The 25,924-nt window shown below is 74.4% G+C and carries 21 protein-coding genes; 14 read left to right on the top strand and 7 right to left on the bottom strand.

The window, feature by feature from the left end; translation table 11 throughout:
- Position 1 precedes the first annotated feature (1 nt).
- From FHX78_RS06215 to FHX78_RS06195, 5 genes are all read left to right on the top strand, one after another.
- A complete protein-coding gene (locus tag FHX78_RS06215; protein WP_145866465.1) occupies positions 2 to 1,414 on the top strand; it encodes an RICIN domain-containing protein in 1,413 nt (470 codons plus the stop codon).
- Positions 1,411 to 2,463: a rhamnogalacturonan acetylesterase gene (locus FHX78_RS06210; protein WP_145866464.1), complete on the top strand. Its 1,053-nt coding sequence runs from the start codon at positions 1,411 to 1,413 to the stop codon at positions 2,461 to 2,463. The genes FHX78_RS06215 and FHX78_RS06210 overlap by 4 nt, the downstream gene beginning before the upstream one ends.
- A 98-nt stretch (positions 2,464 to 2,561) precedes the next feature.
- A complete protein-coding gene (locus tag FHX78_RS06205; RefSeq protein WP_145866463.1) occupies positions 2,562 to 3,053 on the top strand; it encodes a DinB family protein in 492 nt (163 codons plus the stop codon).
- The gene (locus tag FHX78_RS06200; protein WP_145866462.1) at positions 3,050 to 3,826 is read left to right on the top strand and encodes an isocitrate lyase/PEP mutase family protein; all 777 of its coding nucleotides are present in this window, start codon (positions 3,050 to 3,052) and stop codon (positions 3,824 to 3,826) included. Before FHX78_RS06205 ends, FHX78_RS06200 begins: the two co-directional genes overlap by 4 nt.
- Before the next feature lie 62 nt (positions 3,827 to 3,888).
- Entirely contained in the window at positions 3,889 to 4,314 is a 426-nt protein-coding gene (locus tag FHX78_RS06195; RefSeq protein ID WP_145866461.1) for an NUDIX hydrolase, read from the top strand.
- Here FHX78_RS06195 and FHX78_RS06190 read toward each other — a convergent pair.
- The 3 genes from FHX78_RS06190 to FHX78_RS06180 all read right to left on the bottom strand — a co-directional run bounded on the left by FHX78_RS06190 (position 4,301) and on the right by FHX78_RS06180 (position 7,168).
- On the bottom strand, positions 4,301 to 5,029 hold the full coding sequence (locus FHX78_RS06190) for a hypothetical protein (protein ID WP_145866460.1): 729 nt from the start codon (positions 5,027 to 5,029) through the stop codon (positions 4,301 to 4,303). The genes FHX78_RS06195 and FHX78_RS06190 overlap by 14 nt on opposite strands.
- Before the next feature lie 27 nt (positions 5,030 to 5,056).
- Positions 5,057 to 6,463 (bottom strand): prenyltransferase/squalene oxidase repeat-containing protein, encoded by a 1,407-nt coding sequence (locus FHX78_RS06185; RefSeq protein ID WP_145866459.1) that lies wholly within the window; start codon positions 6,461 to 6,463, stop codon positions 5,057 to 5,059.
- A gap of 129 nt (positions 6,464 to 6,592) precedes the next feature.
- The gene (locus FHX78_RS06180) at positions 6,593 to 7,168 is read right to left on the bottom strand and encodes a TetR/AcrR family transcriptional regulator (protein WP_145866458.1); all 576 of its coding nucleotides are present in this window, start codon (positions 7,166 to 7,168) and stop codon (positions 6,593 to 6,595) included.
- A 202-nt stretch (positions 7,169 to 7,370) separates the two neighbouring features.
- On the opposite strand from FHX78_RS06180, the gene FHX78_RS06175 reads away from it, so the two are divergent.
- Together FHX78_RS06175 and FHX78_RS06170 are read left to right on the top strand one after the other, a co-directional pair.
- Entirely contained in the window at positions 7,371 to 9,098 is a 1,728-nt protein-coding gene (locus tag FHX78_RS06175; RefSeq protein WP_145866457.1) for a PHP domain-containing protein, read from the top strand.
- Complete coding sequence (locus tag FHX78_RS06170) at positions 9,080 to 9,604, top strand: hypothetical protein (RefSeq protein WP_373313030.1); 525 nt, start codon at positions 9,080 to 9,082, stop codon at positions 9,602 to 9,604. Before FHX78_RS06175 ends, FHX78_RS06170 begins: the two co-directional genes overlap by 19 nt.
- Positions 9,605 to 9,608: 4 nt before the next feature.
- Here FHX78_RS06170 and FHX78_RS06165 read toward each other — a convergent pair whose 3' ends face one another.
- The 3 genes from FHX78_RS06165 to FHX78_RS06155 form a co-directional block, all read right to left on the bottom strand.
- Complete coding sequence (locus FHX78_RS06165) at positions 9,609 to 12,479, bottom strand: glycoside hydrolase family 2 TIM barrel-domain containing protein (RefSeq protein ID WP_145866456.1); 2,871 nt, start codon at positions 12,477 to 12,479, stop codon at positions 9,609 to 9,611.
- 15 nt (positions 12,480 to 12,494) lie between these two features.
- Positions 12,495 to 13,760 carry an ROK family transcriptional regulator gene (locus tag FHX78_RS06160; RefSeq protein ID WP_145866455.1) on the bottom strand — a complete coding sequence of 422 codons (1,266 nt, stop codon included), beginning with the start codon at positions 13,758 to 13,760 and terminating at the stop codon, positions 12,495 to 12,497.
- Between the two features lie 129 nt (positions 13,761 to 13,889).
- Positions 13,890 to 15,146 (bottom strand): D-arabinono-1,4-lactone oxidase, encoded by a 1,257-nt coding sequence (locus FHX78_RS06155; protein ID WP_145866454.1) that lies wholly within the window; start codon positions 15,144 to 15,146, stop codon positions 13,890 to 13,892.
- A 156-nt stretch (positions 15,147 to 15,302) separates the two neighbouring features.
- Between FHX78_RS06155 and FHX78_RS06150 the strand changes: the two genes are divergently transcribed.
- From FHX78_RS06150 to FHX78_RS06130, 5 genes are all read left to right on the top strand, one after another.
- Positions 15,303 to 16,625 (top strand): radical SAM protein, encoded by a 1,323-nt coding sequence (locus tag FHX78_RS06150; protein ID WP_145866453.1) that lies wholly within the window; start codon positions 15,303 to 15,305, stop codon positions 16,623 to 16,625.
- Between the two features lie 214 nt (positions 16,626 to 16,839).
- Complete coding sequence (locus FHX78_RS06145) at positions 16,840 to 18,342, top strand: cellulose-binding domain-containing protein (protein WP_145866452.1); 1,503 nt, start codon at positions 16,840 to 16,842, stop codon at positions 18,340 to 18,342.
- 295 nt (positions 18,343 to 18,637) lie between these two features.
- Positions 18,638 to 19,729 (top strand): ribosome small subunit-dependent GTPase A, encoded by a 1,092-nt coding sequence (gene rsgA, locus FHX78_RS06140; RefSeq protein ID WP_145866451.1) that lies wholly within the window; start codon positions 18,638 to 18,640, stop codon positions 19,727 to 19,729.
- A gap of 218 nt (positions 19,730 to 19,947) precedes the next feature.
- Entirely contained in the window at positions 19,948 to 21,354 is a 1,407-nt protein-coding gene (locus FHX78_RS06135; protein WP_167531700.1) for an AlkA N-terminal domain-containing protein, read from the top strand.
- Positions 21,351 to 21,857: a methylated-DNA--[protein]-cysteine S-methyltransferase gene (locus FHX78_RS06130; protein WP_280117360.1), complete on the top strand. Its 507-nt coding sequence runs from the start codon at positions 21,351 to 21,353 to the stop codon at positions 21,855 to 21,857. Before FHX78_RS06135 ends, FHX78_RS06130 begins: the two co-directional genes overlap by 4 nt.
- Positions 21,858 to 21,947: 90 nt before the next feature.
- Here FHX78_RS06130 and FHX78_RS06125 read toward each other — a convergent pair whose 3' ends face one another.
- Positions 21,948 to 22,421 (bottom strand): DUF456 domain-containing protein, encoded by a 474-nt coding sequence (locus FHX78_RS06125; protein ID WP_145866450.1) that lies wholly within the window; start codon positions 22,419 to 22,421, stop codon positions 21,948 to 21,950.
- 170 nt (positions 22,422 to 22,591) lie between these two features.
- Here FHX78_RS06125 and FHX78_RS06120 point away from each other — a divergent pair, with 170 nt between their 5' ends.
- Both FHX78_RS06120 and FHX78_RS06115 read left to right on the top strand, forming a co-directional pair.
- Complete coding sequence (locus tag FHX78_RS06120; protein ID WP_145866449.1) at positions 22,592 to 24,094, top strand: protein phosphatase 2C domain-containing protein; 1,503 nt, start codon at positions 22,592 to 22,594, stop codon at positions 24,092 to 24,094.
- A 69-nt stretch (positions 24,095 to 24,163) separates the two neighbouring features.
- Positions 24,164 to 25,906, top strand: a complete 1,743-nt coding sequence (locus tag FHX78_RS06115; protein WP_145866448.1) for a pyruvate dehydrogenase — start codon at positions 24,164 to 24,166, stop codon at positions 25,904 to 25,906.
- Positions 25,907 to 25,924: the final 18 nt, after the last annotated feature.

Below are 25,924 nucleotides of genomic sequence, written 5' to 3'. Positions count from 1 at the left end.
CATGAGACGTGCCTACGCCGTACTGCTCGCCCTCTGTCTCGCGCTCGCCGGCGCCCTGGCCACCGCGGGGCCCGCCCAGGCCGCCCCGCAGACGATCGCCAACGGCACGCAGTTCACCGACCGTTCGGGCAGCCCTCTGCACGCCCACGGCGGCGGTGTCCTCAAGTCCGGAGCGTATTACTACTGGTTCGGCGAGCACCGCAACGCCGACAACACCTTCCGCTCCGTGGACGCCTACCGCTCCACCGACCTGAAGAACTGGGAGTTCCGGGGCCAGGTCCTCACCGAAGCCAGCCACCCGGAACTCGCCACCGCCAACATCGAGCGGCCCAAGGTCATGTACAACGCGTCCACCGGCCAGTACGTGATGTGGATGCACAAGGAGAACGGCAGCGACTACAGCGAGGCCCGCGCCGCCGTCGCCGTCTCCGACACCGTGGACGGGAACTACACCTGGCGGGGCAGCTTCCGCCCGCTCGGGCAGCACATGTCCCGCGACATCACCGTCTTCACGGACACCGACGGCACCGGCTACATGGTCTCCGCCGCCCGCGAGAACTACGACCTGCACATTTACCGGCTCACCGCCGACCACACCGGCATCGCGAGCCTGGTCGCCAACCCCTGGCCCGGCGGCCACCGCGAGGCACCGGCCCTGTTCAAGCGGGGCGGCGTCTACTTCATGCTGACCTCGGGCGCCACCGGCTGGAACCCCAACCAGCAGCGGTACGCCACCGCCACCAGCCTCTCCGGACCCTGGTCGGCGATGCGCGACGTCGGCGACGCGACCGCCTTCGGCTCGCAGACCGCCTTCGTGCTGCCGGTCCAGGGCTCCTCCGGCACCTCGTACCTGTACCTCGGCGACCGCTGGGGCAACTCCTTCGGCGGGACCGTCAACGACTCCCGGTACGTGTGGCTGCCGCTGACCTTCCCGTCCGCCACCTCGATGTCCCTGTCCTGGTCCCCGGAGGTCACCATCGACACGGCCGCCGGGACGGTCAGCGGGACGTCCGCCACGTACCACACGCTCACCGCCCGGCACAGCGGCCGGTGCGCGGACGTGACCGGCCAGTCGCAGTGGCAGGGCGCCCAGACCAAGCAGTACGACTGCAACGGCGGCGGCAACCAGCGGTTCTGGTTCAGGCCCACCGGCGACGGCCACCACCAACTCGTCGCATGGCACAGCTCCCTGTGCCTGACGGAGAACGCGAGCACGGTCACCCAGGAGAACTGCTCCCCCTCCGCCACCGCCCAGCAGTGGACCCTCGGCACCAGCGGCTCCTACGTGACCCTCCGGTCACGGGCGACCGGCGAGTGCCTGGACGTGTCCGGCGGCTCCACCGCCAACGCGGCGGCCCTCATCACGTACACCTGCAACGGAGGGACCAACCAGCAGTGGACGCGCGGCACATGAGACCGGCCCGGGCCGCCGTCACCGCGGCCGTGGCGCTGGGCATCGGCCTGACCGCCGTACCGGCCCAGGCGCGGCAGCACCAGGGGCACCGGCCGGCCCCCGGCATCGAGAACTGCACCGCCACCGCCTGCCACTTCGACCTGCCGCCCGGTACCTACGACGTGCGGGTCACCCTCGGCGGTGACGGGGCGTCCAGCACCGCCCTCGCGGGCGAGACCCGGCGCGCCCTGCTCCCGGAGACCGCCGTACCGGCCGGGGAGCGGATCGTCCGCAGCTTCACCGTGAACGTCCGCACCCCGGAGGGCGAGCCGCTCGGAGCCGACGGCACACCGGGACTCGACCTCACCGTCGGCGGCAGCGCGCCCGCCCTCGCCGGCATCCGGGTCGCCCCGGCGCACCACGCCCGGCAGATCCTCCTGGTCGGCGACTCCACGGTCTGCGACCAGCCCGGCGACCCCTACGCGGGCTGGGGCCAGCACCTGCCCGCGTACCTGCGCAGGGGCGTGTCCGTCGCCAACTACGCGGATTCCGGGGAGAGTACGGTCAGCTATCTCGGGAACCCGCTCCTGTGGGACACCGTCGGGCCACTGGTCCGGCGCGGCGACCTCGTCCTGATCCAGCTCGCCCACAACGACAAGACCACCGACGGGGCGACCTACCGGGCCAACCTGGAGACACTGGTGGCGGGCGTACGGGAACGGGGCGGCCAACCGGTTCTGGTGACCCCGATCGTACGGCGCTGGTTCAACGCGGACGGCACCCTGAACAACCCCACCGCACTGCTCGTCAACGGGCTCGGCGTCGACCACCCGGCCGTCATCCGCTCCGTGGCGGCCGACCGGGACGTCCCGCTGATCGACCTGACCGCACGGACCAAGGCGCTCGTGGAGTCCCTGGGCGTGGAGGGTTCCAAGGCGCTCTACCTCCACAACGAGAAACGGGACAACACGCACACCTCCGTGCACGGTGCCACCGTGTACGCGAACCTGGTCCGCGAGGAACTCGTCGACCTGCATCTGGTGCCCGAGGGTCAAGTCAGGGTGGGATGAACCCCTGGGGCGCTCCGACCGGAACCGGGGCGCCCCAGGCTCACCCGCGCGCGGACGCTTCGGCCGCCGCCGAAGCGTCCCGCTCCTAGCGTTGCCGCATGACCGACAGCACGCAGACCCGACCCACCCCGGCCGCCGGCACACGGGCGGACGCCCCCTCCGCGGCCGTCACCGGCATGGTCGACCACGTCCTCGCCCTGGCCGCCACCTGGACCCGCTGGGACGGCGCACCCACGCACGCCGACGACCGCGTGTACACCCCGCACAAGGCGGTCCGCCGCGTCGCCGACCACCTGATCGACCACCTCGCGGAGCTGGAGGCCCGCCTCGCCGGTGAACAGCCGCAGCCCGACCACTGGCACGCCTCCCTCGTCACCACCCCGGCCGACCTCGCCCCCTTCACCCCCGAGGACCTCGACGAAGCCCGCAGCCGCCTCACCCGGCTCGCCCGGATCTGGGCCGCCCGCCTCGACGCGCTCACCGACGAACAGCTCGACCACTCACCGGGCACGGGCTGGAGCTTCCGCGAACTCGCCCACCACGTACAGGAGTCCGTCTACTACGCCGACGCCGTGGGGGACCTGTCATGACCGCCTTCGCCGACCTCCACCACGCCGCGGAACCCCTGCTGCTGCCCAACGCCTGGGACCACGCCTCCGCGCTGGCCCTGGCCGCCGAGGGGTTCCGGGCCGTCGGCACCACGAGTCTGGCCGTCGCGGCGGCGGCCGGACTGCCCGACGGGGCGGCCGCCACCCGGGAGCAGACGCTGCTGCTCGCGCTCACCCTCGGCTCCGCGCCCCTCCTGCTGTCCGTGGACGCCGAGGGCGGATTCAGCGACGACCCCGACGAGGTGGCCGAACTGGCCCGGAAGCTGTACGCGCTGGGCGCCGCCGGCATCAACCTGGAGGACGGACTCGGGCCGGCCGACCGGCACGCGGCGAAGATCGCCGCCGTCCGGGCGGCCGCCCCCGGCCTCTTCGTGAACGCCCGCACCGACACCTACTGGCTCGGCGACGGCGAGGACACCGCACGCCGTCTCGACGCCTACGTGCGGGCCGGCGCCCACGGCGTCTTCGTCCCCGGACTCGGCGACCCGCGCGCGATCGCCGCCCTGGTGCGTGGCTTGGACGGCGTGCCCCTCAACATCCTCTACACGCCCACCGGGCCGTCCGTCCCCCACCTCGCCGACCTCGGTGTCCGCCGTGTCAGCCTCGGCTCGCTGCTGTACCGGCGGGCGCTCGGCGCGGCCGTGGAGGCGGCGCTGGAGATCCGGGCCGGCCGGCCGCCGGGGGAGGGCGCGGCACCGTCGTACGAGGAGATCCAGAGGTTCGGCCGACGGGCCGAGGGGGAGCGACCCTGGTAGGGTGGGCACTTTCGCGGGTATCAGACCCTGTGGACTCATCTCCGGCGAGGGACCGAGGAACCATGGACATGGACATCCCCGGCGAGAAGCGGCTGGCGGCCGCGGTCGTGATGGACGACGAGGGGCGGGTGCTCCTGGTGCGCCGCAGTGAGACGGAGAGATTCCTGCCCCGGGTGTGGGGCGTCCCGTGCGGCAAGCTCGAACCCGGCGAGGACGCCCGCGACGGCGCGCTGCGCGAGCTGAAGGAGGAGACCGGCCTGCTCGGCGAGATCGTGCGCAAGGTGGGCGAGTCGTCCTTCGTCAGCGACTACCGGGGGCAGGAGACCAAGAACTGGCAGGAGAACTTCCTGGTCCGCCCGCTGTCCCGGCGGGTCACCCTGCCCTGTCCGGACCAGACCCACGCCTGGCTGCATCCGTCCGAGCTGACCGGTGTCGACATCGACGCCTACAACCTGGACATCGTGCGGCAGGCCCTCATGCGCCCCTGAGCAGGTCCGCCAGCCCCTCCAGCGCGGCCAGATAACCCGGCACGTCCAGCGGCTGCTTGGCCGCCGTCCCCGCGTGCGGACCCGCCGCCGTGAACACATCGGTGTGCCGCCGCCGTTCGACACCCGTCTCCAGGAACAGCGTCACGGTCGGCTCGTCGGTGTCGCACCAGGCCCGGTGCAGGGTGTGCGCGGGCAGGGCGTAGGTGCTGCCCGCCGCGTAACGGCCCGTGTGCGTCAGCCGCAGCCCGGCCCGGCCCGCCGGTGCCAGCAGCCAGTCCGCCGAACCGTCCGCCAGGGACTCCTCGTACCGTGCCGCCTCGAAGCCTTCACCGTCGTCGCGCGCCTCGTACAGGTCCATGCTCAGCCGGCCCCGCACCACGTACGAGGCCAGCGCCGAGCGGTGGTTGTGGATGTCCTCCGCGCCGGTGCCGCCCGCTCCCGCGTGCCACAGGTGCACGCGCAGCATGTGCCGCGGGCCGGCGTCGACCAGCAGCAGCTTGTCGAAGCCGAGCACGTGCCGGTACGACAGCCGGGCGCGGCCCTCCGGATCGCCCTCGCCGCAGGCCAGTTCGGCGACCAGCTCCAGCAGCCGCTCCGGCGCGCCGAGTTCGGTGACCACGGCGCCGGCCGCGGCCACGTGGTCACGCTCGGGCAGCCCGCCGTCCAGGGTCCGGGCCAGTAACCGCCGTACCTCCCGCACCTGCCGGTCCCCCATACGGTCCGTCCCTCCTGTCCCGCGCTCTCACGCGGTCGTCGTCTCGTCCGGCCGGTACGTCCACACGGCGTGCCCGCGCAGCGCCGCCAGCCCCTGGTACGTCATCCACATCGGGTGCCGCAGCTCGGTGCTGTCGCCCCGCTCCCAGGACCAGATGCCGTCCCGCTGACCCGCCCACACCGCGGCGACCGCCCCGTCCAGCAGGTCCCGCCAGGTCTCCTCCAGACCGTCCTGCCGGGCCACCTCCAGCGCCCCCCGGGACAGCAGGGCGCGCACGATCCAGGTCGCCGTGAAGTGCCGTACGTTCAGCACCTCGTGGCGCGCCGGGTCGTCCGGGCGGGGCCGGCGCACCTCCTCGCGCAGGTTCTCCAGGTCAAGGCAGGCGTGGTGCGGGGCGTCGGGGCAGGACAGCAGCCAGCGCACGCCGTCCTCGCGGGCGGCGCGCACCGCCTCGCTCTCGCCCAGGACCCGCGCGGCACGCTCCAGGGCGACCACGGCCTGCGCCGTGTGCAGCGGGGACGGCGGCCCGTACGGCGGGTCGAGCCGGTAGCCCCAGCAGCGCAGGTGGTCCCGGCCGGGATCACTGACCGCCCCGTCGACCAGGGCCTCGCGCAGCGTGGGCAGGGCGGCGCCGTGCGGTGCGGCGCGCAGCAGTCCGCGCAGCACCGTCGTCACCACATGCGTCGACTCCCGTCCCGCGTGGTCGCGTTCACGGGTGAACGCGGCCGTGCAGTGGTCCACCTCCCGGGCCAGCCGCTGCGCCGGCACCCCGGCGCGGGCCAGCGCGCCCAGCACCAGCGCCGTCACCTCGGGCCGGGCCTCGGCGCCCTGCGACCGGGCCGACCAGCCGCCGCCGGGCAGCCGCAGCCGCCACAGCGTGTCGACCAGGTCGCCCGGTCGCAGCCGGCCGTCCGTCATGCCCAGGTCGAGCATGATCTGCAGCCCGTACGCCGTGCCGACGGACGTGGGCCGCGACGGGGTGCTCTCGCCCAGGGAGTGCGACCAGCCGGTGAGCCGGCCGCGGTCCGGGTCGTCGACCACCGCCACCTGCCCGACCAGGGTGTCGTACGCGGCGGCGAACACCTGCGGCAGCGGTCCGGGCGCGGGGGCGGCCACGGGCGGCGGCGCGGCGGCGGGGCGGGCGGCCTCGGCGGCGCGGGCCCGCACCAGCGCGGCCGCCAGCCACGCGGCGAGCGCCGTGGCGAACCCGCTCACCGAGGCGATCAGGTACTTCGCCGCCTCCCCGCCCAGCGAACCGGGCAGCACCTGGAACAGGAACTGGAACACCCCGTAGCCGGCGGCGGCGCACCCGAGGCCGCCGAGCCAGCCCACGAACCGCCCGGGGCGGGAGTCCCCGCCGCCGTCCGGCTCCGGGGGCGGCGGATCCGTGCGCACGGGCCTCAAGGGGCCGCGCTGCAGGTGCTGTTGGGACATGGCGCTTCCTCCCCCCGGGCGGTGACATGGGCGTACCGCGAAGATCCCATCCTAGGAAAACGGCTCCGACTCAACGTCCGTACCGCTGTTTTCGCCGTCTCACACCCGACCCGGGCACCGCTTCGTCCCTCACGCCTTCGTCCGGGGCCAGTGCACCAGGGCGACGTGCAGGGCGTCGATCGTCCGGGCCCAGGACGCCTCGACCTCGCGGGGCGCGCCGAAGGCCCCGGCGGCCTCCAGCGCGCAGTAGCCGTGGAAGGTGCTGCGCAGCAGGCGGACGGCGTCGGTCAGGTCGGGTTCCTCCAGGCCGTAGGCGCCGAGCACGCCGTAGGTGACCTCGGCGGTGCGGCGCGGCGCGGGGGAGCCGGTGACCAGGGCCCGGTCGACGCGGAGCTGGGTGGCGGCGTAGCGGCCGGGGTGGGCGAGGGCGTACTCCCGGTAGGCGCCGGCGAACGCGGCCAGCGCGTCCCGGCCGGTCAGCCCCGCGACCGCCGCCGCGATCCGGTCGGTCATCTCGCCGCCCGCGAGCAGCGCCAGCCGGGTGCGCAGATCGGGCAGCCCGCGCACGTGCGCGTACAGGCTGGCGTCCTTCACACCGAAACGCCGGGCCAGCGCGGACAGGGTGACGTTCTCGTAGCCCGCCTCGTCGGCGAGGTCGGCGGCGGCCGCGACGAGACGGTCGGCGGTGAGTCCGGCGCGGGGTATGCGGGCCTCCGGGAGAACCGAGGGAGTCTAGGGGACGAAATCTAGCTCACGCACGCGGTGTCGGCGAGCCGCCGTGTGCGGGGCATGTACCGCTCACTCCCAAGTTGTTCAACGTTCATCCGTTGCCTTGATCCTCCACACGCGGCGTGGTCGCGCCGCGGAAGGCAGCCGCACGCACAGCGCGGCAATCAGGAGGCACTCCATGGGTCACGGGCACGCACACGGGCACCACCACCATCACCACGGACACGACCACCAGCACGAGACGACGGCGCCCCTGCCCGCCGCCTTCGACACCTCCGTGCCCGACGAGGCGCTGAACCCCGAGCAGAAGTCCCGCCGCACGCTGCTGCGCCGGGCCGGGCTGCTGGGTGCCGGACTGGCGGCCGGCACCGTGCTGCCCGCCGGCGCCGGCGGCGCCGCTCCCGCGCACGCCACCCCGGCGCGCGGCGCGGGCAACGGCCGCGGCGGCAAGGGCTTCCTGTGGCTCGCGGGCGACCACCACATCCACACCCAGTACAGCAGCGACGGCAAGTACCGCGTCGTCGACCAGGTCCGCCAGGGCGCCAAGCACGGCATGGACTGGCTGGTCATCACCGACCACGGCAGCGCCACCCACGCCAAGATCGGCGTCGAGAAGGTCAACCCGGACATCAAGGAGGCCCGGGCGGCCTACGAGGACACCCTCGTCTTCCAGGGCCTGGAGTGGAACATCCCGGCCGCCGAGCACGGCACCGTCTTCGTCCACCCGGGCCGCAACGAGGTCGCCGTCCTCAAGCAATTCGAGAACGACTACGACGGCAGCGTCAAGGGCGCCTCCGACTCCACCCCCGCCAACGAGGCGCTCGCCGTCGCCGGCCTCAACTTCCTCGCCGAGCAGGTCAGACGGCGCAAGGTCGGCGACGCCCTGATGCTCGCCAACCACCCGGCGCGGCGCGGCGTCGACTCCCCGCACGAGATCCGCGCCTGGCGCGACGCCACCGGCACCAACCCGCAGATCGCCGTCGGCTTCGAGGGCGCCCCCGGCCACCAGGCCGCCGGCCTGCCCAAGCCGCTGGGCATGGGCCGCGCCCGCGGCATCTACGACAACAACCCCAGCGCCAACTCCTTCCCCGGCTACCCGCTGGAGAGCTACCGCACCTGGGGCGGCTTCGACTGGATGACCGCCACCGTCGGCGGCCTGTGGGACAGCCTCCTCGCCGAGGGCCGCCCCTGGTGGATCACCGCCAACTCCGACTCCCACCAGGTCTACGCCGACACCGCCGCCCGCGGCACCGACGGCGACTTCGCCACCGACGGCCGCTACTCCGACCCCGTCTACGCCGGGCAGATCGACGTCACCCAGGGCGACTACTGGCCCGGCCAGTACAGCCGCACCCACGTCGGCGCCGACGGCTTCTCCTACGCCGCCGTCATGGACGGCATCCGCGCCGGCCGCATCTGGGTCGACCACGGCCAGCTCGTCAGCGGCCTCGACGTCCGGGTCTCCGGCGGCAGCCGCTGGGCCACGCTCGGCGGCGCCCTGCACGTGAAGAAGGGCACCAGGGTCACCCTCACCGCCGACATCGCCCTCGCCGGCGGCCCCAACTGGGCCGGGTTCACCCCGAAGCTCGCCCGCGTCGACGTCATCCAGGGCGATGTCACCGGCCCGGTCGCCGACAAGGACACGTTCACCGCGCCCACGGCCAAGGTCACCCGGTCGTACGAGATCGACCGGACGGCCGGCACCGTTCGCGTCACCTTCGACCTCGGCCGCGTCGACCGCCCGGTGTACCTCCGGCTGCGCGGCACCGACGGCAACCGGTCCGCCGTCGGCGCCATGGGCGCCCGGGTCGACCCGGCGGGCCCCGCCCTCGACGTCGTCGGCGACGCCGACCCCTGGCGCGACCTGTGGTTCTACACCAACCCGGTGTGGGTCCTGCCGTCGTGACGCCGTACGCCCTCACGGTGGACGCGGGCATCCGGGACCTGCCCGGGGCGGACCACCTGCTGCACCGGATGGCCGCCGAACTCGCGCTCCCCGACGGCCTGTTCGGCTGCACCCACCTGGTGCGCGGCGAGCGGCCGCACGTCGAGGTGTCCCTGTCCCTGCCCTCGCGGCCGCTCCCGGACACCCTCCGGGAGCGGCTGGCGGGATACGGCGCCGTCACCCCGGGCCTGCCCGACGCGTGGGGACGGGCGGTGCTCTACCCGGGCGCCTCGGCCCTCACCGGCACGATGACCGTCGCGGACCTGCTCGCCGGCTCCGCGATCGACCGCGTGACGGTCCTGGGCACCCCGGAACCCCCCGGCCCCGGGACCCGTATGGTGACCCGGGACCACGTGCGGCCGCAGTGGCAGCGGGACGAACTCGTCCTCGCCGCCACACCGGCCCTGGGCGGCACCCTGGTCCCCTTCGAGGCCCCGGACCCCACGCCCTGCTGCGCGGACCACTGACCGGTCAGCCGCGCGGCTCCGAGAAGACGAAGGAGAACTCGGCCGGCTCGGGCCACAGGTAGTACCGGGGGAGCGGGCCCGGGCCGCAGGACTGGGAGCCGATGCCGTGCTGCCGGTGGTCGAGGTTCACCCACACCGTGTCCCCGGGCACGAGGTCCGTGCGGTGCCGGGCGGCGTCGAGCAGCTCGGTCGTCCACGGACGGGCGGAGAACCAGAACTCCGGCTCCCCGTCGACCCGCAGCCCGCCCAGCTCCACCCACCGTACGTCCGCCCGCGCGCCGTTCTCCTGCGGGCGGACGTACGGCGTCTGCAACTCCGTCACGCTCGCGTCCCACCGGCCGAGCACCGAAGCGGCCCGGGTGTCCGGATACGCCTCGCCCCCGCCGCCGAACCAGGTGACGGTGCCGGCGGGCCCGGCGTCCAGACCGAAGCGGACACCGAGCCGGGGCAGCGGCACCGTCCACTCGCCCTCCGGCACCACCGAGACGGTCAGCCGCAGCGCCGTCCCGTCGGACGTCCAGCGGTACGCCGTCCGCAGCCCCGCCTCCCGCCCGGCCGGCGCCACCCGGGTCCGTACGGTCAGCGCCTCGCCGTCCGTCTCGACCGCGTCCAGCCGGTGCCGCATCCGGTGCAGGCCCAGCTCCCGCCAGCGCGGTCCGTACCGGGTGTCCGTCTGCCAGGCCGCCCCGTCGTCGTTGTCGGTGGTCGCCCGCCACACGTCCAGCCGCAGATCGCGCACCCGCACACCGGCGACGGTGCGCACCGCGCCGGTACGGGCGTCGAAGACCGCCGGACCCAGCCTGACCGCGTCCCCCTCGACGACGGGCCGCGCCCCGGTCGCGGGCGCCGGCGGGGTCGCGCGGGCCACCGTCCGCTGCCCCCAGGCCACCACGTGGCCCTTCCCGGCCCACGGAGTGTCCCCGGCGAGCAGCGCGCGCACCGTCCACTGCACGTCCGCGCCCCCGCCGTCCGGCGCCCCGGGCAGCTTCACCTCCGCCGACTCCCCGGGGGCCAGCGGCGGCACGGCCAGCCGGTGCGCCCCGGCCGGCACCCCGTCGACCTGGTACGCCGCCTCGAATGCCAGATGGGCCAGGTCCGCGAAGTCGTACCGGTTGGTGATCCGTACGGTGCCGTCGATGCCGCCCGCGTCGATCCGGACCGGCTCGATCACCTTCTGGTACTCGACCAGTCCCGGTGAGGGCGTGCGGTCCGGGAACAGCAGCCCGTCGCAGACGAAGTTGGCGTCGTGCAGCTCCTCACCGAAGTCGCCGCCGTAGGCGAAGCCCAGCTCCGGATGGTCCACGCCGTGGTCGATCCACTCCCAGACGAAGCCGCCCTGGAGCCGGTCGTGGGCCTCGAACAGCTCCTGGTACTCGCCGAGCCCGCCGGGCCCGTTGCCCATCGCGTGCGCGTACTCGCAGAGGATGACCGGGAGTTCCCGCCTGCGGCGGGTGCCGCCGTCCAGGCCCCGGGCGATGCGCTCGACCTCGGCGTGCGGCGGGTACATCCGCGAGTACACGTCGGTGTCCCGGCAGTCGAGGTCGCCCTCGTAGTGCACCGGGCGCGAGGGGTCCCGGCCGTGGATCCAGTCCGCCATCGCCGTCAGCCCGCGCCCGGTACCGGCCTCGTTGCCGAGGGACCACATCACCACCGACGGGTGGTTCTTGTCCCGTTCGACCATGCGCGCGGCCCGGTCCAGCAGGGCCGGCGTCCAGCGGTCGTCGTCGACGGGGTTGTCCCGCCACCCCTGCTCGACGAAGCCGTGGGTCTCCAGGTCGCACTCGTCGATCACCCACAGCCCGTACTCGTCGCACAGGTCCAGGAAGGCGGGGTGCGGCGGATAGTGCGAGGTGCGGACCGCGTTGATGTTGTGCCGCTTCATCATCAGCACGTCCTCGCGCATGGTGTCCGGGTCCAGGGCGCGGCCCCGGCGCGGATGCCACTCGTGCCGGTTGACGCCCTTGAACAGCAGGGGCGTTCCGTTCACCTTGATCAGGCCGTCCTCGACGGCGACCGTACGGAAGCCGACGCGCAGCGGGACGCGTTCGCCGGCCGTGCTGAGCACCCCGTCGTACAGCCGGGGCGTCTCCGCCGTCCACGCCTCGACGGGAAGCGTCACGGGTTCGCCGGTGGGGACGTCGACGCCCAGCTCCGCGACGGTCACGCGCCCTTCGACGCCGGAGTCGACGCGCAGGGTGCCCGTGCCGGTGACGTGGTCGTAGGAGGCGTGCACGAAGAAGTCGCCCGCGGCGCCGGCCGGTCGGTGCAGCAGGGTCACGTCCCGGAAGATGCCGGGCAGCCACCACTGGTCCTGGTCCTCCAGGTACGACCCCGCCGACCACTGGTGGACCCGGACCGCGAGGACGTTCCCGGCCCGCTTCAGCAGGTGCCCGGCCGCGAACTCGTGCGGCAGCCGCGAGCCCTTGAACTCCCCGATGTCCGTGCCGTTCAGCCAGACCCGCGCGCAGGACTCGACCCCGTCGAAGCGGAGCACGGCCTCGCCTCCGGCGGGCCAGTCGTCCGGCAGGTCGAAGACGCGCAGATGGTCACCGGTCGGGTTCTCGGTGGGGACGCGCGGCGGGTCGACGGGGAAGGGGTAGAGGTGGTTGGTGTAGACCGGCGCGCCGTGGCCCTGGAGCACCCAGTGGCCGGGCACGGCCACCTCCGCCCAGTCCCCGGCGTCGTACCCGGGCGCGGCGAACGCGTCGTCCTCGGCGTCCGCGGTGGCGGACACCCGCAGCCGCCAGCCGCCGTTCAGGGACAGGGACGCCGCGTCGGAGGAGGCGTACCAGGCACGCGGGGGCAGGACCCCGCGGCCGGGCGAGACGTCCTCGACGTAGCCGGTCGATCCGCTCGGCGGGGTGTGAAATGACATGACTCTCCTAGCCGGCTAGACCTGGCCCGGCCCCTGGGGCAGGGGACGGGGACGTGCGCGGGGACCGGCGGGGGCGCGGTGGCGTGCGCCCTTGCCGGCCGACCGCAGGGCACCCTCCAGCGCGAACGTCGCCGCCCCCAGGCACACCGGATCGGTCGGAACGGGGGAGAGGACGATCCGGGTGGCGGCCAGCGGGCGGGGCAGCGCGTGCCGGGGGACCGCCGCGCGCACCGCGTCGAGCAGCGGCTCGCCGAACGCGGCCGCGACCCAGCTGCTGAGCACGACCACCTCCGGATTGAAGAGGTTGATCAGGCCGCCCACCCCGGCGGCCAGATAGCGGGCGGTGTCCCCGAGCACCCGCACGGCCACCGGATCCCCGGCCCGCACCGCGCGGGCGAGCGCGTCGATCGTGGCCGTCTGGTCCCCGGGGTGCAGGAGCGGGCTGTCCGGGCTCACCTCCCGCAGGTTCAGCATGATCCCGGGCGCCCCGGTGTACGTCTCCACACAGCCGTGGCCGCCGCAGTGGCAGGGGCGGCCGTCCAGGACGAGCGTGGTGTGACCCCATTCGCCGGCGCTGTCGCTCACCCCCCGGTGCACCCCGCCGCCCAGCACCAGCCCGGCGCCCACCCCGGTCCCCAGGTTCACCACCACCGCGTCCTCGTGCCCGCGCGCCGCGCCGGACCACAGCTCGGCCACCGCGCAGGCCCGCAGCGGGTTGTCCAGGTGGAGGGGGTGGTCGACGCGGTCGGCGAGCAGGCCGAGCAGGGGGACGTCGTGCCAGTCCCAGTTCGGCGCGTACGCGCAGACGCCGGTGTCCCGGTCCACCTGACCCGGCATGCTCACCCCGACCCCGAGCACCCGCGCGCCCTCGACACCCGCCCGCGCCACCACCGACCGCACCGCCGTGGCGACGAGGTCCACGACCTGCTCCGGGCGGCTCTCGCCGGGGCGCACGCCCTCCTCGGCGCGGGCCAGCACGGTCAGCGCCAGGTCGAACAGCTCGACCCTGACGTACGTCTCGGCGAGGTCGACACCGATCAGCGCGCCTCCCGAGGCGTGGACGGCCAGCAGGCCACGGGGACGGCCGCCGGCCGAGTCCTCGAAACCGACCTCGGTGACCATGCCCAGGTCGAGCAGCTCCCCGACCAGGGTGGCGACGGTGGCGAGGCTGAGACCGGTGGCGGCCGCCAGCTCCTGCCGGGAGGTCGGCGACGCGGCGATGACCTGCCGCAGCACCTGGTAGCGGTTGGCCGTGCGGATGTCCCGCGATGTGCGCCTCACCGTCAGCCGCCCCCGTCCCCCGCCGGGCCGGCCAGGCACCGGCGCGCGGCAAGGCTATGAGGGGAGCGGACAGTTCGACAAGGGGTTGGGAAAAGGGTGTCGACGAAGTCCGGACCGGGCCGGCGGGCGTCAGTCGCCCAGGACGTCGCGGACGAAGGCGTTGCGGAACTTCCCCGCCGGGTCCAGGTCATGGGCCATGGTCCGGAAGTCGTGCAGCCGCGGGTAGAGGGCGTGCAGTTCCGCCGCCGGGGTGGTGAACACCTTCCCCCAGTGCGGGCGCGCGCCGAACGGCGCCAGCGCCTCCTCCACCCGCCGCACCACCGGCAGCACCGCCCGCGTGTCCTCGACCCAGGTGAAGTGGACGGCCACCGTGTCGCGGCCGTGGGAAGGGCTGAGCCACTGGTCGTCGGCGGCGACGGTGCGCACCTCGCAGGTCTGCAGCACGGGGGCGACCGTCTCCCGGATCCCGTCCAGGGCGTGCAGCACGGCGACGGCCGACTCCCTCGGCATCAGGTACTCCGACTGCAGTTCCGCGCCGCTGCTCGGCGTGAACTCCGCACGGAAGTGCGGCAGCCGCTCGTGCCAGGGGCCCGGCACCCCGAACTGCTCCGTGCAGTTCACCGCCGGCATGCCCGGCACCGGGTGCATCTTCTCGGCCGCCGGAGCCGCCCACGGGAAGTCCGGCAGCGGCTGGTCGGTGCGCCGCTTCAACCACACCTGCCGGAAGCCCGGCGCCCGCCAGTCGGTGAACATGCTCACGCTGTACGCCGCCGACATGACCGTCTCGAACGTGGCCTGGTCCAGCCCCTCCAGGGGCATCCCGGTGAACACGTGCTGCTCGACCTCGAACGCCGGCTCCAGGTCCAGGGTGAGCGCGGTGACGACACCGTGCGCCCCCAGCGAGGTGACCGCACCGTCGAAGAGGTTCGTCACCCCTCGGGTGAACCACCCCCGGGAACCGTCCGCCACCACCATCTGCACCGCGCGCACGGACGAGGCCAGCGGCCCGTTGCCGACCCCGGAGCCGTGGGTGCCGGTGGCGACCGATCCGGCCACCGAGATGTGCGGCAGCGACGCCATGTTCGCCAGCGCCAGCCCGTGCCGGTGCACCTCCCGGGCCAGCTCGGCGTAGCGCACGCCGCCGCCGACCCGTACCGTCCGGGCCGCCGTGTCCACGTCGATCTCGGGGGGCAGCGCGTCGAGGGAGATCAGGACGCCGTCCGCGCCGGGCTCGGCGATCTCGTTGAAGGAGTGCCCGCTGCCCAGGACCCGCACCCGCCGGCTCCCGGCGACCAGGTTCAGCAGCGCGTTCACGCTGTCCGGACGCCGCAGCTCCTTGGCGGCGTACGTGATGTTGCCCGCCCAGTTGGTCACGGTCTCGGCCATCGCTCGTCCCTCCTGACGCCCGGGGCCGAAAAAGGCCCCCCGCCGGAACCTACCTGGCGTGTGGCCCACGTCATGTGGGGGGACCCGGCACCGCGCCCGCCCGAGCGGGGGCATACCGTGAGGAGTCGTACGTCCGAACCGGGAGGAGACACTTCGATGGGCAGCCGTACCGCGCTGGTCGAGGATCTGATGGAGCGGTTCCCGCACGTGCCGCGCGAAGCCGTCTTCAAGGAGGACCTGCTGCGCGGCGGTGTGGCCTTCGACCCGTCCGCGCTCAGCGACAACGAGGGCGGCGAGGTCAAACCGAAGTCGTACTTCATCTTCTCCTTCGACCACGGCACCCTGCCGGAGCTGGGCGAGGCCGCGCTGCGCCGCCCGCCCGAGGAGATCATCCTCACCGGCGGCCCCTACGACCTGCGCCGCACCGTCGTCTCGGTGCGCGTGAACCCGTCCTCGCCGTACCGCGTCGCCGCCGACGGGGACGGCGTGCTCGGCCTCTACCTCGACGGGAAGCGCGTCTCGGACGTCGGCGTGCCGCCCATGCCCGAGTACTACCGGCACACGCTCTCCAACGGGAAGTCCGTCATGGAGGTCGCCCCGACGATCCAGTGGGGCTACCTGATCTACCTGACCGTCTTCCGGGTCTGCCAGTACTTCGGCGCCAAGGAGGAGTGCCAGTACTGCGACATCAATCACAACTGGCGCCAGCACAAGGCGGCCGGCCGGCCCTACACCGGGGTGAAGGACGTCGAGGAGGTCCTGGAGGCCCTGGAGATCATCGACCGGTACGACACCGCGAAGGCCTCCACCGCCTACACCCTCACCGGCGGCGCCATCACCAGGACGGTCTCCGGACGCGACGAGGCCGACTTCTACGGCCACTACGCCAAGGCCATCGAGGAGCGCTTCCCCGGCCGCTGGATCGGCAAGGTCGTCGCCCAGGCGCTGCCCAAGGACGACGTGCAGCGCTTCAAGGACTACGGCGTGCAGATCTACCACCCCAACTACGAGGTGTGGGACGAGTACCTGTTCAAGATGTACTGCCCCGGCAAGGAGCGCTACGTCGGCCGCGACGAGTGGCACCGGCGCATCCTCGACTCCGCCGACGTCTTCGGCGCCCGCAACGTCATCCCCAACTTCGTCGCCGGGGTGGAGATGGCCGAGCCCTTCGGCTTCAAGACGGTCGACGAGGCGATCGCCTCCACCACCGAGGGCCTGCGCTTCTTCATGTCGCACGGCATCACGCCCCGCTTCACCACCTGGTGCCCGGAGCCGACCACCCCGCTCGGCAAGGCCAACCCGCAGGGCGCTCCGCTGGAGTACCACATCCGCCTGCTCCAGGCCTACCGGCAGACCATGGAGGACTTCGGCCTGTCCTCGCCCCCCGGCTACGGCCCGCCCGGACCCGGCCGCGCGGTGTTCTCCGTCAGCTCCTTCATGGACAGCCTCCCGGCGCAGGAGCCCGTCGACGCCGTCTGAGACACCGCACAGCAGTCGGGGAGGGCCGGAACCGAGGGGTTCCGGCCCTCCCCGCGTCCTGTCCCCGGGAGGGTGGCGGTGCCGCCACGGAAAGTGATGGTGGCGCTTGTCAGTTGTGTCGGGTCCGTGAAAAGCTCGGCCACTGCCGCGAGGTTTTCCCCCAACTCCACCGCCGGCAGAACGAGTTGACCTCGCCCGTGGATGCAGGAGACCCATGCCCGACCTGCCGAGCCCTCAGGACGCCACCGAAGCGGCACTGTTCTCCGAGTGCTGGGACGCGGTGCTCTCCTACGCCGATCTGTGCACGGCCGGATCCACCGCCGCCGCGGAACTGGCCCGCGAGGCCTTCGCCCGGGGCATACGCGACCTCCGCGCGGCCGAGGCGGGCCCTCTCCGCGGCGCCGGCCGCCGCACCCCCCGGCTGCCCCGGATACCCCTGCTGCTGACCGCCGTCCGCGGCACGGCGGCGGCCTGGGAGGCCGCGGGACAGGGCCACGGGCTCGACCCCGACCTGCGGCTGTGGCTCCACTCCGACCGGGCCGCCCGCTACACCGGGCGGCCACTGGAACGCCCCGTCGCCCTGCGCGGACTGCGCGACCTGCAGCCGGCGGACGCCGAACTGCTCTGGCTCGCCCAGGTGGAGGCCCTGCCGCTGCCCCTGGCCGCCCGCCGGCTCGGCCTCGACCCCGCCACCGCGGCCGACGAACTCGCCCAGGTCAGCCGTCTGTTCCGGGACCGCTGCCACCGCAACCACCTCGACTCGCCGATGGACCCCGAGTGCCGCGGCTACGCCCGGCTGCTCGACGCCGTGAGCCGCTCGCCCGCCGCCGACACCCCCGGCGACCTCTCCCGCCACCTCGCCACCTGCCACCGCTGCGCCGAGGCCGCCGCCTGTCTGCGCCCGCACGGCGGGCAACTGTCCGGCGCCCTGGCCGGCGGGGTGATCGGCTGGGGCGGCCTCGCCTACCTCGAACGCCGCCGCCGCGCCGCCGAGGTACGGCTCGGGGCCGGCCGCCCCGACCGGCCCGACGGCGACGGCCCCGCCGACGGCCACGGCGGGACGCGCGTCGCCCGGCACGCCCTGCTGCTCACCGCCGTCCTCGTCTCCCTGCTCGCCCTCGCCGTCACCCTGGTTCCGTCCGGCGGCACCCCGGAGCGGAGCGCCGCACGCCCCGACGCCGACCGCCGGCCCGTGGCCGACCCCGCCCCCTCCCTGCCGCCCGCCCCCTCCGCACGCCCCACCCCGCCCGCCTCCCCGGAAACCCCCGCCGCCGAGCGCCCGCCCGGGACCACCACGGAACCCGAGGCCCCCGAGTCCGCCCACGGTCCCGGTCCCGAGCCCGAGCCCGGCCCCCAGGGCGCCTCCTCCGCCGCGCCCGGGACCACCAGCCGCGGCGCGACGGCCGCCTGCCGGGCCTCCTACGACCTGGTCAACCAGTGGCCCGACGGATTCCAGGCCACCGTCACCGTCGTCACCCGCGACCCCCTGGACTCCTGGCGCGTCGGCTTCACCTTCCGCGACGGCCAGCGCGTCACCCGGATGTGGGACGCCTCGGTGCGCCAGGACGGCGCCCGGGTCACCGCCACGGCCCCCGACTACCACAGGACCGTCCCCGCCGGCGGCCGGTTCGGCTTCGGCTTCCTCGCCTCCTGGCACGGCACCAACTCCCCGCCGTACGCCATCACGCTCGACGGACGGCCCTGCGCGGCGCTGTGAGCGCGGCCGTACCGGCGGCCGGGAAAAAGGAGTTGACGTGCCCGGCCGACGGCGGGCTACTGTGACGGCAGTTCACGCGGTGGCCGCGCGCCGCCGCACCGGAGCGTCGCCGCGGCGACGCACGAGCGGAGCGAGGAGGTGTCGACCGATGGCTGTCACTGTGCAGGGCGCTGCCCGCATCCCGGAATCCATCACGTCCACCTCCGTGGCCACCGGCTGACCTCAGCTCTTCCGTCCGCGCACGTGTCTGCGTGCGCGCGGCCGCCGGGGCCACCCACCTGAAGGGTCACCCCCCTTGAGTTCCACCTCCGTTTCCTCCGCTCTCTCCTCCTTCGGCTGGGACGACGCCTGGGCCGACGCGTTCGCCCCGTACGCCGCCGAAGGGCTGCTGCCCGGACGGGTGGTCCGGGTCGACCGCGGCCAGTGCGACGTCGTCACCGCCGGCGGGACGCTGCGGGCCGACACTGCCTTCGTCACCCCGCACGACCCGCTGCGGGTCGTCTGCACGGGCGACTGGGTCGCCGTCGAACCGGGCGGCAACCCGCGCTACGTCCGCGCGTACCTGCCGCGCCGGACCGCCTTCGTGCGCTCCACCTCCTCCAAGCGGTCCGAGGGGCAGATCCTCGCCGCCAACGTCGACCACGCCGTGGTCGCCGTCTCGCTCGCCGTCGAACTCGACCTCGCCCGGATCGAACGCTTCCTCGCGCTCGCCTGGGAGTCCGGGGCACAGCCGGTGGTCGTGCTCACCAAGGCCGACCTCGTGCCGGACACGGTGACCCGGGCGCACCTGGTGCAGGACGTGGAGTCCAGCGCGCCGGGCGTGCCGGTGCTCACCGTCAGCGCACAGGACGGGGACGGCCTCGACGTCCTCGCCGCGATCGTCGGCGGCGGCACCTCGGTGCTGCTCGGGCAGTCCGGCGCGGGCAAGTCCACCCTGGCCAACGCGCTCCTCGGCGAGGACGTCATGGACGTCCAGGCCGCCCGGGACGTCGACGGCAAGGGCCGGCACACCACGACCACCCGCAACCTGCTGGCGCTGCCCGGCGGGGGCGTCCTCATCGACACACCGGGCCTCAGGGGCGTCGGCCTGTGGGACGCCGGAAGCGGCGTCGGCCAGGTGTTCGCCGAGATCGAGGAGCTCGCCGAGGGCTGCCGGTTCCACGACTGCGCCCACGAGAGCGAGCCGGGATGCGCCGTCCTCGACGCCATCGAGGCCGGTGACCTGCCGGAACGCCGTCTGGACAGCTACCGCAAGCTGCTCCGGGAGAACCAGTACATCGTCGCCAAGACCGATGCCAGGCTCCGCGCGGAGATCCGCAAGGACTGGAAGCGCAAGGGCGCCATCGGCAGGGCGGCGATGGAGGCCAAGCGGGGCCGGCAGCGGTAGCGGGGCGGGGGCCGCCCTCCGGGACCGGCCCCCACCGTCCGCACCTCCGGGTCCGATGCCGTCCGCGCCTCCGGGTCCGATGCCGTCCGCGCCTCCGGTCCGATGCCGTCCGCACGTTCGTGTCGGGTGCCGTCCGTACCTCCCGGTCGGATGCCGTCCGCAGCTTCGTGTCCGATTTCCGCCAGCCGGGACTCCCCGGGTGGCGGAGACTGGACGGTGTGACGGACGAGGACAGCAGGTACGAGGCGGTGCGCAGCCGGGACGCCCGGTTCGACGGGGCGTTCTTCTTCGCCGTGGAGACCACCGGGATCTACTGCCGTCCCAGCTGCCCCGCGGTCACCCCGAAGCGGCACAACGTGCGGTTCTTCGCGACCGCCGCCGCCGCGCAGGGCTCCGGCTTCCGGGCCTGCCGGCGGTGCCGCCCGGACGCCGTGCCCGGCTCCGCCGAGTGGAACGTACGGGCCGACGTCGTGGGCCGGGCCATGCGCATGATCGCCGACGGCGTCGTCGACCGCGAGGGCGTCGCCGGACTCGCCGCCCGGCTCGGCTACAGCGGCCGCCAGGTGCAGCGCCAGCTCACCGGAGAACTCGGCGCCGGACCCGTCGCACTCGCCCGGGCCCAGCGGGCGCACGCCGCGCGCGTGCTCCTGCAGACCACCGGGCTGCCGGTGACGCGGATCGCGTTCGCGTCCGGCTTTGCCAGCGTGCGCCAGTTCAACGACACGGTGCGCGCCGTGTACGCCGCCACCCCCAGCGAACTGCGCGCCGCCGCACCCCGCGCCGGCCGCGCCTCCCGCCGTACCCCCACCCCGGCCGCCGGCATCCCCCTGCGGCTCGCCCACCGCGGCCCCTACCAGGCAGGACCCGTCTTCGACCTGCTGGAACACGAGGCCGTCGAGGGCGTCGAGGACATCACCGGCCGCCCGGGCGCCCGCACCTACCGGCGCACCCTGCGCCTGCCCCACGGCACCGCCATCGCCGCCGTCGGCGAACGCCCCGGCACCCCCCGTACCGGGACCGGCGCCCACCCCGGCGGCTGGCTCGACGCCCGGGTCCACCTCACCGACCTCCGCGACCTGACCACCGCCGTGCAGCGGCTGCGGCGGCTGTTCGACCTGGACGCCGACCCGTACGCCGTCGACGAACGGCTCGGCGCCGACGCCCGGCTCGCCCCGCTGGTCGCCGCCCGGCCCGGACTGCGCTCGCCCGGCGCCGCCGATCCGGACGAACTGGCGGTGCGCGCCCTGGTGGGCCGCGACGAGGCCGCGCGGCTGGTCCAGCGCTACGGCAAGCGCCTCGACGCCCCCTGCGGCAGCCTCACCCACCTGTTCCCCGAACCCGGCGTCCTCGCCGGGGCCGAGCCCGACGGCACCCTGGGCGCGCTCACCGCCGCCCTCGCCGACGGCGCCGTACGCCTCGGACCCGGCGCCGACCGGGACGCCGCCCGGGACGCGCTCGCCGCCGTCCCCGGCCTGGACGCCCGGACGGCCGCCGCGATCCGCACCCGGGCCCTCGGCGACCCCGACGTGGCCCCGCCCGGCCCCGCCCTTCCCGACAGCTGGCGCCCCTGGCGCTCGTACGCCCTGAACCACCTGCGTGCCGCAGGGGAGTTGGAGTACCGATGACCATGCCGACGACCGACGTCACCTACTGGACGAGCGTGACCAGTCCGGTCGGGCCACTGCTGCTCACCGCCGCCCCGACCGGCGAGCTGACCTCGCTCTCCGTGCCCGGGCAGAAGGGCGGGCAGAGCGTGCGGGACGACTGGCGGCGGGACCCGGGACCGTTCCGCGAGGCCGAGCGGCAGCTCGCCGCGTACTTCGCCGGCGAGCTGAAGGAGTTCCGGCTGGCCCTGCGCGCCGTCGGCACGCCGTTCCGGGAGAAGGTGTGGGCGGCGCTCGACGAGGTGCCCTACGGGGCGACCGTGTCCTACGGCGAGATCGCGGCGCGCATCGGCGCGCCGCGGGCCGCCGTCCGGGCCGTCGGCGGCGCCATCGGCGCGAACCCGCTGCTCGTCGTCCGCCCCTGCCACCGGGTGATCGGCTCCGACGGGTCGCTGACCGGATACGCCGGCGGACTGGAGCGGAAGGTACGGCTCCTCACCCACGAGGGCGCGCTGCGGCCGTGAGGCGCGAGGGGCGAGGGGCGAGGGGCGGCCGGGGTGGGCGGCCGAGGCGGGCGGCCGGGCGGGGTGGCCGGGCGGGGTGGCCCGGGTGGGTCAGCCCCAGAAGACCGCGCCCAGCCACGCCGCCGTGATCAGCTGGCAGGTGAACAGTTCCGTCAGCAGGCTCCAGCCCCCCGAGCGCATGGCGGTGCGCGTCGCGGCGGCCGCCTCCCGGCGGCGGCCCAGGCGCAGCCGCTCGCAGAGGTAGACACCGGCGAGGAAGCCCGCGACCGCGCCGAGCACGGGCAGCAGGACGAAGCCGAGGAACGAGCCCCAGCCCGCGTACGCCCACAGCCGGCCGTCCGATCGCAGCCGCCGGGGCGGCAGCGCCCACCGCACCACCTGGGACAGGAACAGCACGACGGTCGCCCCCACCAGCACCCACCACGCCACCGGCCGCGGCTCCTCCAGCGCCCACCACAGGACCGCGGCCCACACCAGCCACGACCCCGGCACTCCGGGCAGCAGCACTCCGCACAGGCCGAGCAGGAGCACCAGTCCGACGAGCAGGAGGTCCCACGCTCCCATCTGTCCAGAGTGCAGGAGGCCGGGGAGCGGCGCAGGACGGACGGCCACCGCTCCTCCCCTCGCACAGCCGTCCCGCGGTTCACCCGACCGGCAGTACCGGGCGTGGCGCGGGACGGCGATTTTCCCGATGCCCCGTTCTCCCGCGCCCCGCGCGGTGGACAATCGGGGGCATGAGTCAGCAGGGGGGAAGGCCCACCGGTCCCGAGGACGACTGGTGGAGGCAGCTGTACGACGACACCACCGGCGACACGGGCCCCGCGCCCGCGCCCGATTCCCTGGACGACCGCTTCGCCTCGGCGTCCGGCGCGCTCGGCACCGGCCGGCCCCCGGACCCCGCCGCGAGGGTCCCCGCCCCCCGGACGACCCCGGCCCCCCGGCCCGGCGTACCGCCCCGCCCCGGCGCCGCCCCGCCCCGCGCCCCCTGGGAACCGCCGCCCGCCGCGCCACCGGGCCCGGTGACCTTCCCGCCGCCGGCCCCCCGGCCGCCCGGACCACCGCCACAGCCCCCCGGTACGGCCGGCCGGGAAACCCCGCGGGACCCCGCCCCGCCGCCGACGGCCCCCTCCCTCCCCACCGCCCTCGGCTCCTGGACACCCGCCCCGCCCGACGCACCGCCCCCCGGCGCCCCTCAGGCGCCCGCCGGCGGCGCGAGCGCGGAACCCGCCGGCCCCCGCTCCCGGCGCCTGGTCCCGCCGTCGGCCCCGCTCCCCTCCCGCGCCCACGTCGGATCCCGGCCCCCCACCTACGACGCCGAACCCACCGCCCTGCCCGCGGCCGACCCCGACGAGCTGGACGCACTGGTCCCGGACACCGTGCTGGACGGGGCCCGGTACGGCGCCTGCACCCTGCGGGCCGCCTCCGTGCGCGGGGACTCCGCGCGGTACCGGGGCGAGCCGCGCCGCGACGCGCTGCTGACCGCCCGGTTCGGGACGGGGGAGCGGGCCCTGGTCCTGGTCGCGCTGGCGACCGGCGCCCGCACCGCACCCGGCGCGCACCGCGCCGCCGCCGAGGCCTGCCGCTGGATCGGCGAGGCGGTGGGCCGCAGCCAGGCCCGCCTCGTCGACGACATAAGGGCCGCCCGGCGCGGCGACCTCAAGTCCGGGCTGCACCGCCTCACCGACCGCAGCCTCGGCAGGCTCCGCGCCAGCGCCGCCGAGCAGGGCCTCGCACCCGACGCCTACGCCGCCACCCTGCGCTGCCTCCTGCTGCCCGCCGACCCCGAATGCCGCACCCGGGTCTTCTTCGGCGTGGGCCCCGGCGGACTGTTCCGGCTGCGGGACGGCGCGTGGCAGGACATCGAACCGGAGGCCGGCGAGGTCAGGGGTGAGCCCGTGGTCGGTTTCGGTTCGCCGCCCTCCGGGGCCCGGGGCGGCGACCTGCTCACCATGGACCTGGGCATCCCCACACCCCCGAGCCCGTACGAGCCGGCGCCCGGACCGCCCCGCGAACCCTTCCGCTTCCGCACCTCCGTAGCCCGCCCGGGTGACACCCTGCTGATGTGCGGCACCGGCCTCGCCGACCCGCTGCGCGGCGAGGAGGAGCTGCGCGCCCACCTCGCCGACCGGTGGTCGCGCCCCGAACCGCCCGGCCTCGCGGCCTTCCTCGCCGACACCCAGGTGCGGGTCAAGGGGTACGCGGACGACCGCACGGCCGTCGCCGTCTGGGAGGCGTGAGCCCGCCCGGTGTGAATTCATGGACCCGGAAGCGGCCTTCACCGACACCGAAGGGGCAGACGGAAAGCCATGGCCAAACAGAACGTCGCGGAACAGTTCGTCGACATCCTCACCCGCGCGGGAGTCAAGCGCCTCTACGGCGTCGTCGGCGACAGCCTCAACCCCGTCGTCGACGCCGTGCGCCGCAACCCCGCCATCGACTGGATCCACGTCCGGCACGAGGAGACCGCCGCCTTCGCCGCCGGCGCCGAGGCGCAGATCACCGGCCGGCTGGGCGCCTGCGCCGGCTCCTGCGGGCCCGGCAACCTGCACCTCATCAACGGCCTGTACGACGCCCACCGTTCCATGGCGCCGGTGCTGGCCCTCGCCTCGCACATCCCGTCCGGTGAGATCGGCCTCGGCTACTTCCAGGAGACCCACCCCGACCAGCTGTTCCGTGAGTGCAGCCACTACAGCGAGATGATCTCCAGTCCGCAGCAGATGCCCCGGCTGCTGCAGACCGCCATCCAGCACGCGGTCGGCCGCTCCGGCGTCAGCGTCGTCACCCTCCCCGGCGACATCGCCGACCACGCCGCCCCCGAGAAGCCCGCGGAGACCGCCCTCGTCACCTCCCGGCCCACCGTCCGCCCCGGCGACGCCGAGATCGACCGCCTCGTCGACCTGATCGACGGCGCCGAGAAGGTCACCCTCTTCTGCGGCAGCGGCACCAAGGGCGCGCACGCCGAGGTCATGGAGTTCGCGAGCAAGATCAAGTCCCCGGTCGGCCACGCCCTGCGCGGCAAGGAGTGGATCCAGTACGACAACCCGTACGACGTCGGCATGAGCGGACTGCTCGGCTACGGCGCCGCCTACGAGGCCACCCACGAGTGCGACCTGCTGATCCTGCTCGGCACCGACTTCCCGTACAACGCCTTCCTCCCCGACGACGTGAAGATCGTCCAGGTCGACGTGCGGCCCGAGAACCTGGGCCGCCGCTCCAAGCTGGACCTCGCGGTGTGGGGCGACGTGAAGGAGACCCTGCGCTGCCTCACCCCCCGGGTCCGTACCAAGGACAGCCGGAAGTTCCTCGACCGGATGCTGAGGAAGCACGCGGACGCGCTGGAGGGGGTGGTGAAGGCGTACACGCGCAAGGTGGACAAGCACGTGCCGATCCACCCCGAGTACGTGGCCGCCGTACTGGACGAACTCGCCGACGACGACGCGGTGTTCACCGTCGACACCGGGATGTGCAACGTCTGGGCGGCCCGCTACATCTCGCCCAACGGCCGCCGCCGGGTGATCGGTTCGTTCTCCCACGGCTCGATGGCCAACGCGCTGCCCATGGCGATCGGGGCGCAGTTCACCGACCGCGGCCGGCAGGTGGTGTCGATGTCCGGCGACGGCGGATTCACCATGCTGATGGGCGACTTCCTCACCCTGGTCCAGTACGACCTGCCGGTGAAGGTGGTCCTGTTCAACAACTCCTCCCTCAGCATGGTCGAGTTGGAGATGCTGGTCGCCGGGCTGCCCTCGCACGGCACCGCCATGAAGAACCCCGACTTCGCCGCCGTCGCCCGCGCCTGCGGTGCCCACGGGGTGCGGGTGGAGAAGCCCAAGGAACTCGCCGGGGCGCTGAAGGCCGCGTTCAAGCACAAGGGGCCGGCCCTCGTCGACATCGTCACCGACCCCAACGCGCTGTCCATCCCGCCGAAGATCAGCGCGGAGATGGTGACCGGCTTCGCGCTGTCCGCCTCCAAGATGGTGCTGGACGGAGGCGTCGGCCGGATGCTCCAGATGGCGCGCTCCAACCTGCGCAACGTGCCCCGTCCGTAGGAAGGTTCACTCCGGGGT

Origin of the sequence: Streptomyces capillispiralis (genome assembly GCF_007829875.1) — a bacterium.
Classification (GTDB): domain Bacteria; phylum Actinomycetota; class Actinomycetes; order Streptomycetales; family Streptomycetaceae; genus Streptomyces; species Streptomyces capillispiralis.
Note: the sequence above shows the minus strand (reverse complement) of the source record. Positions and strands in the feature narration are given on the sequence as shown.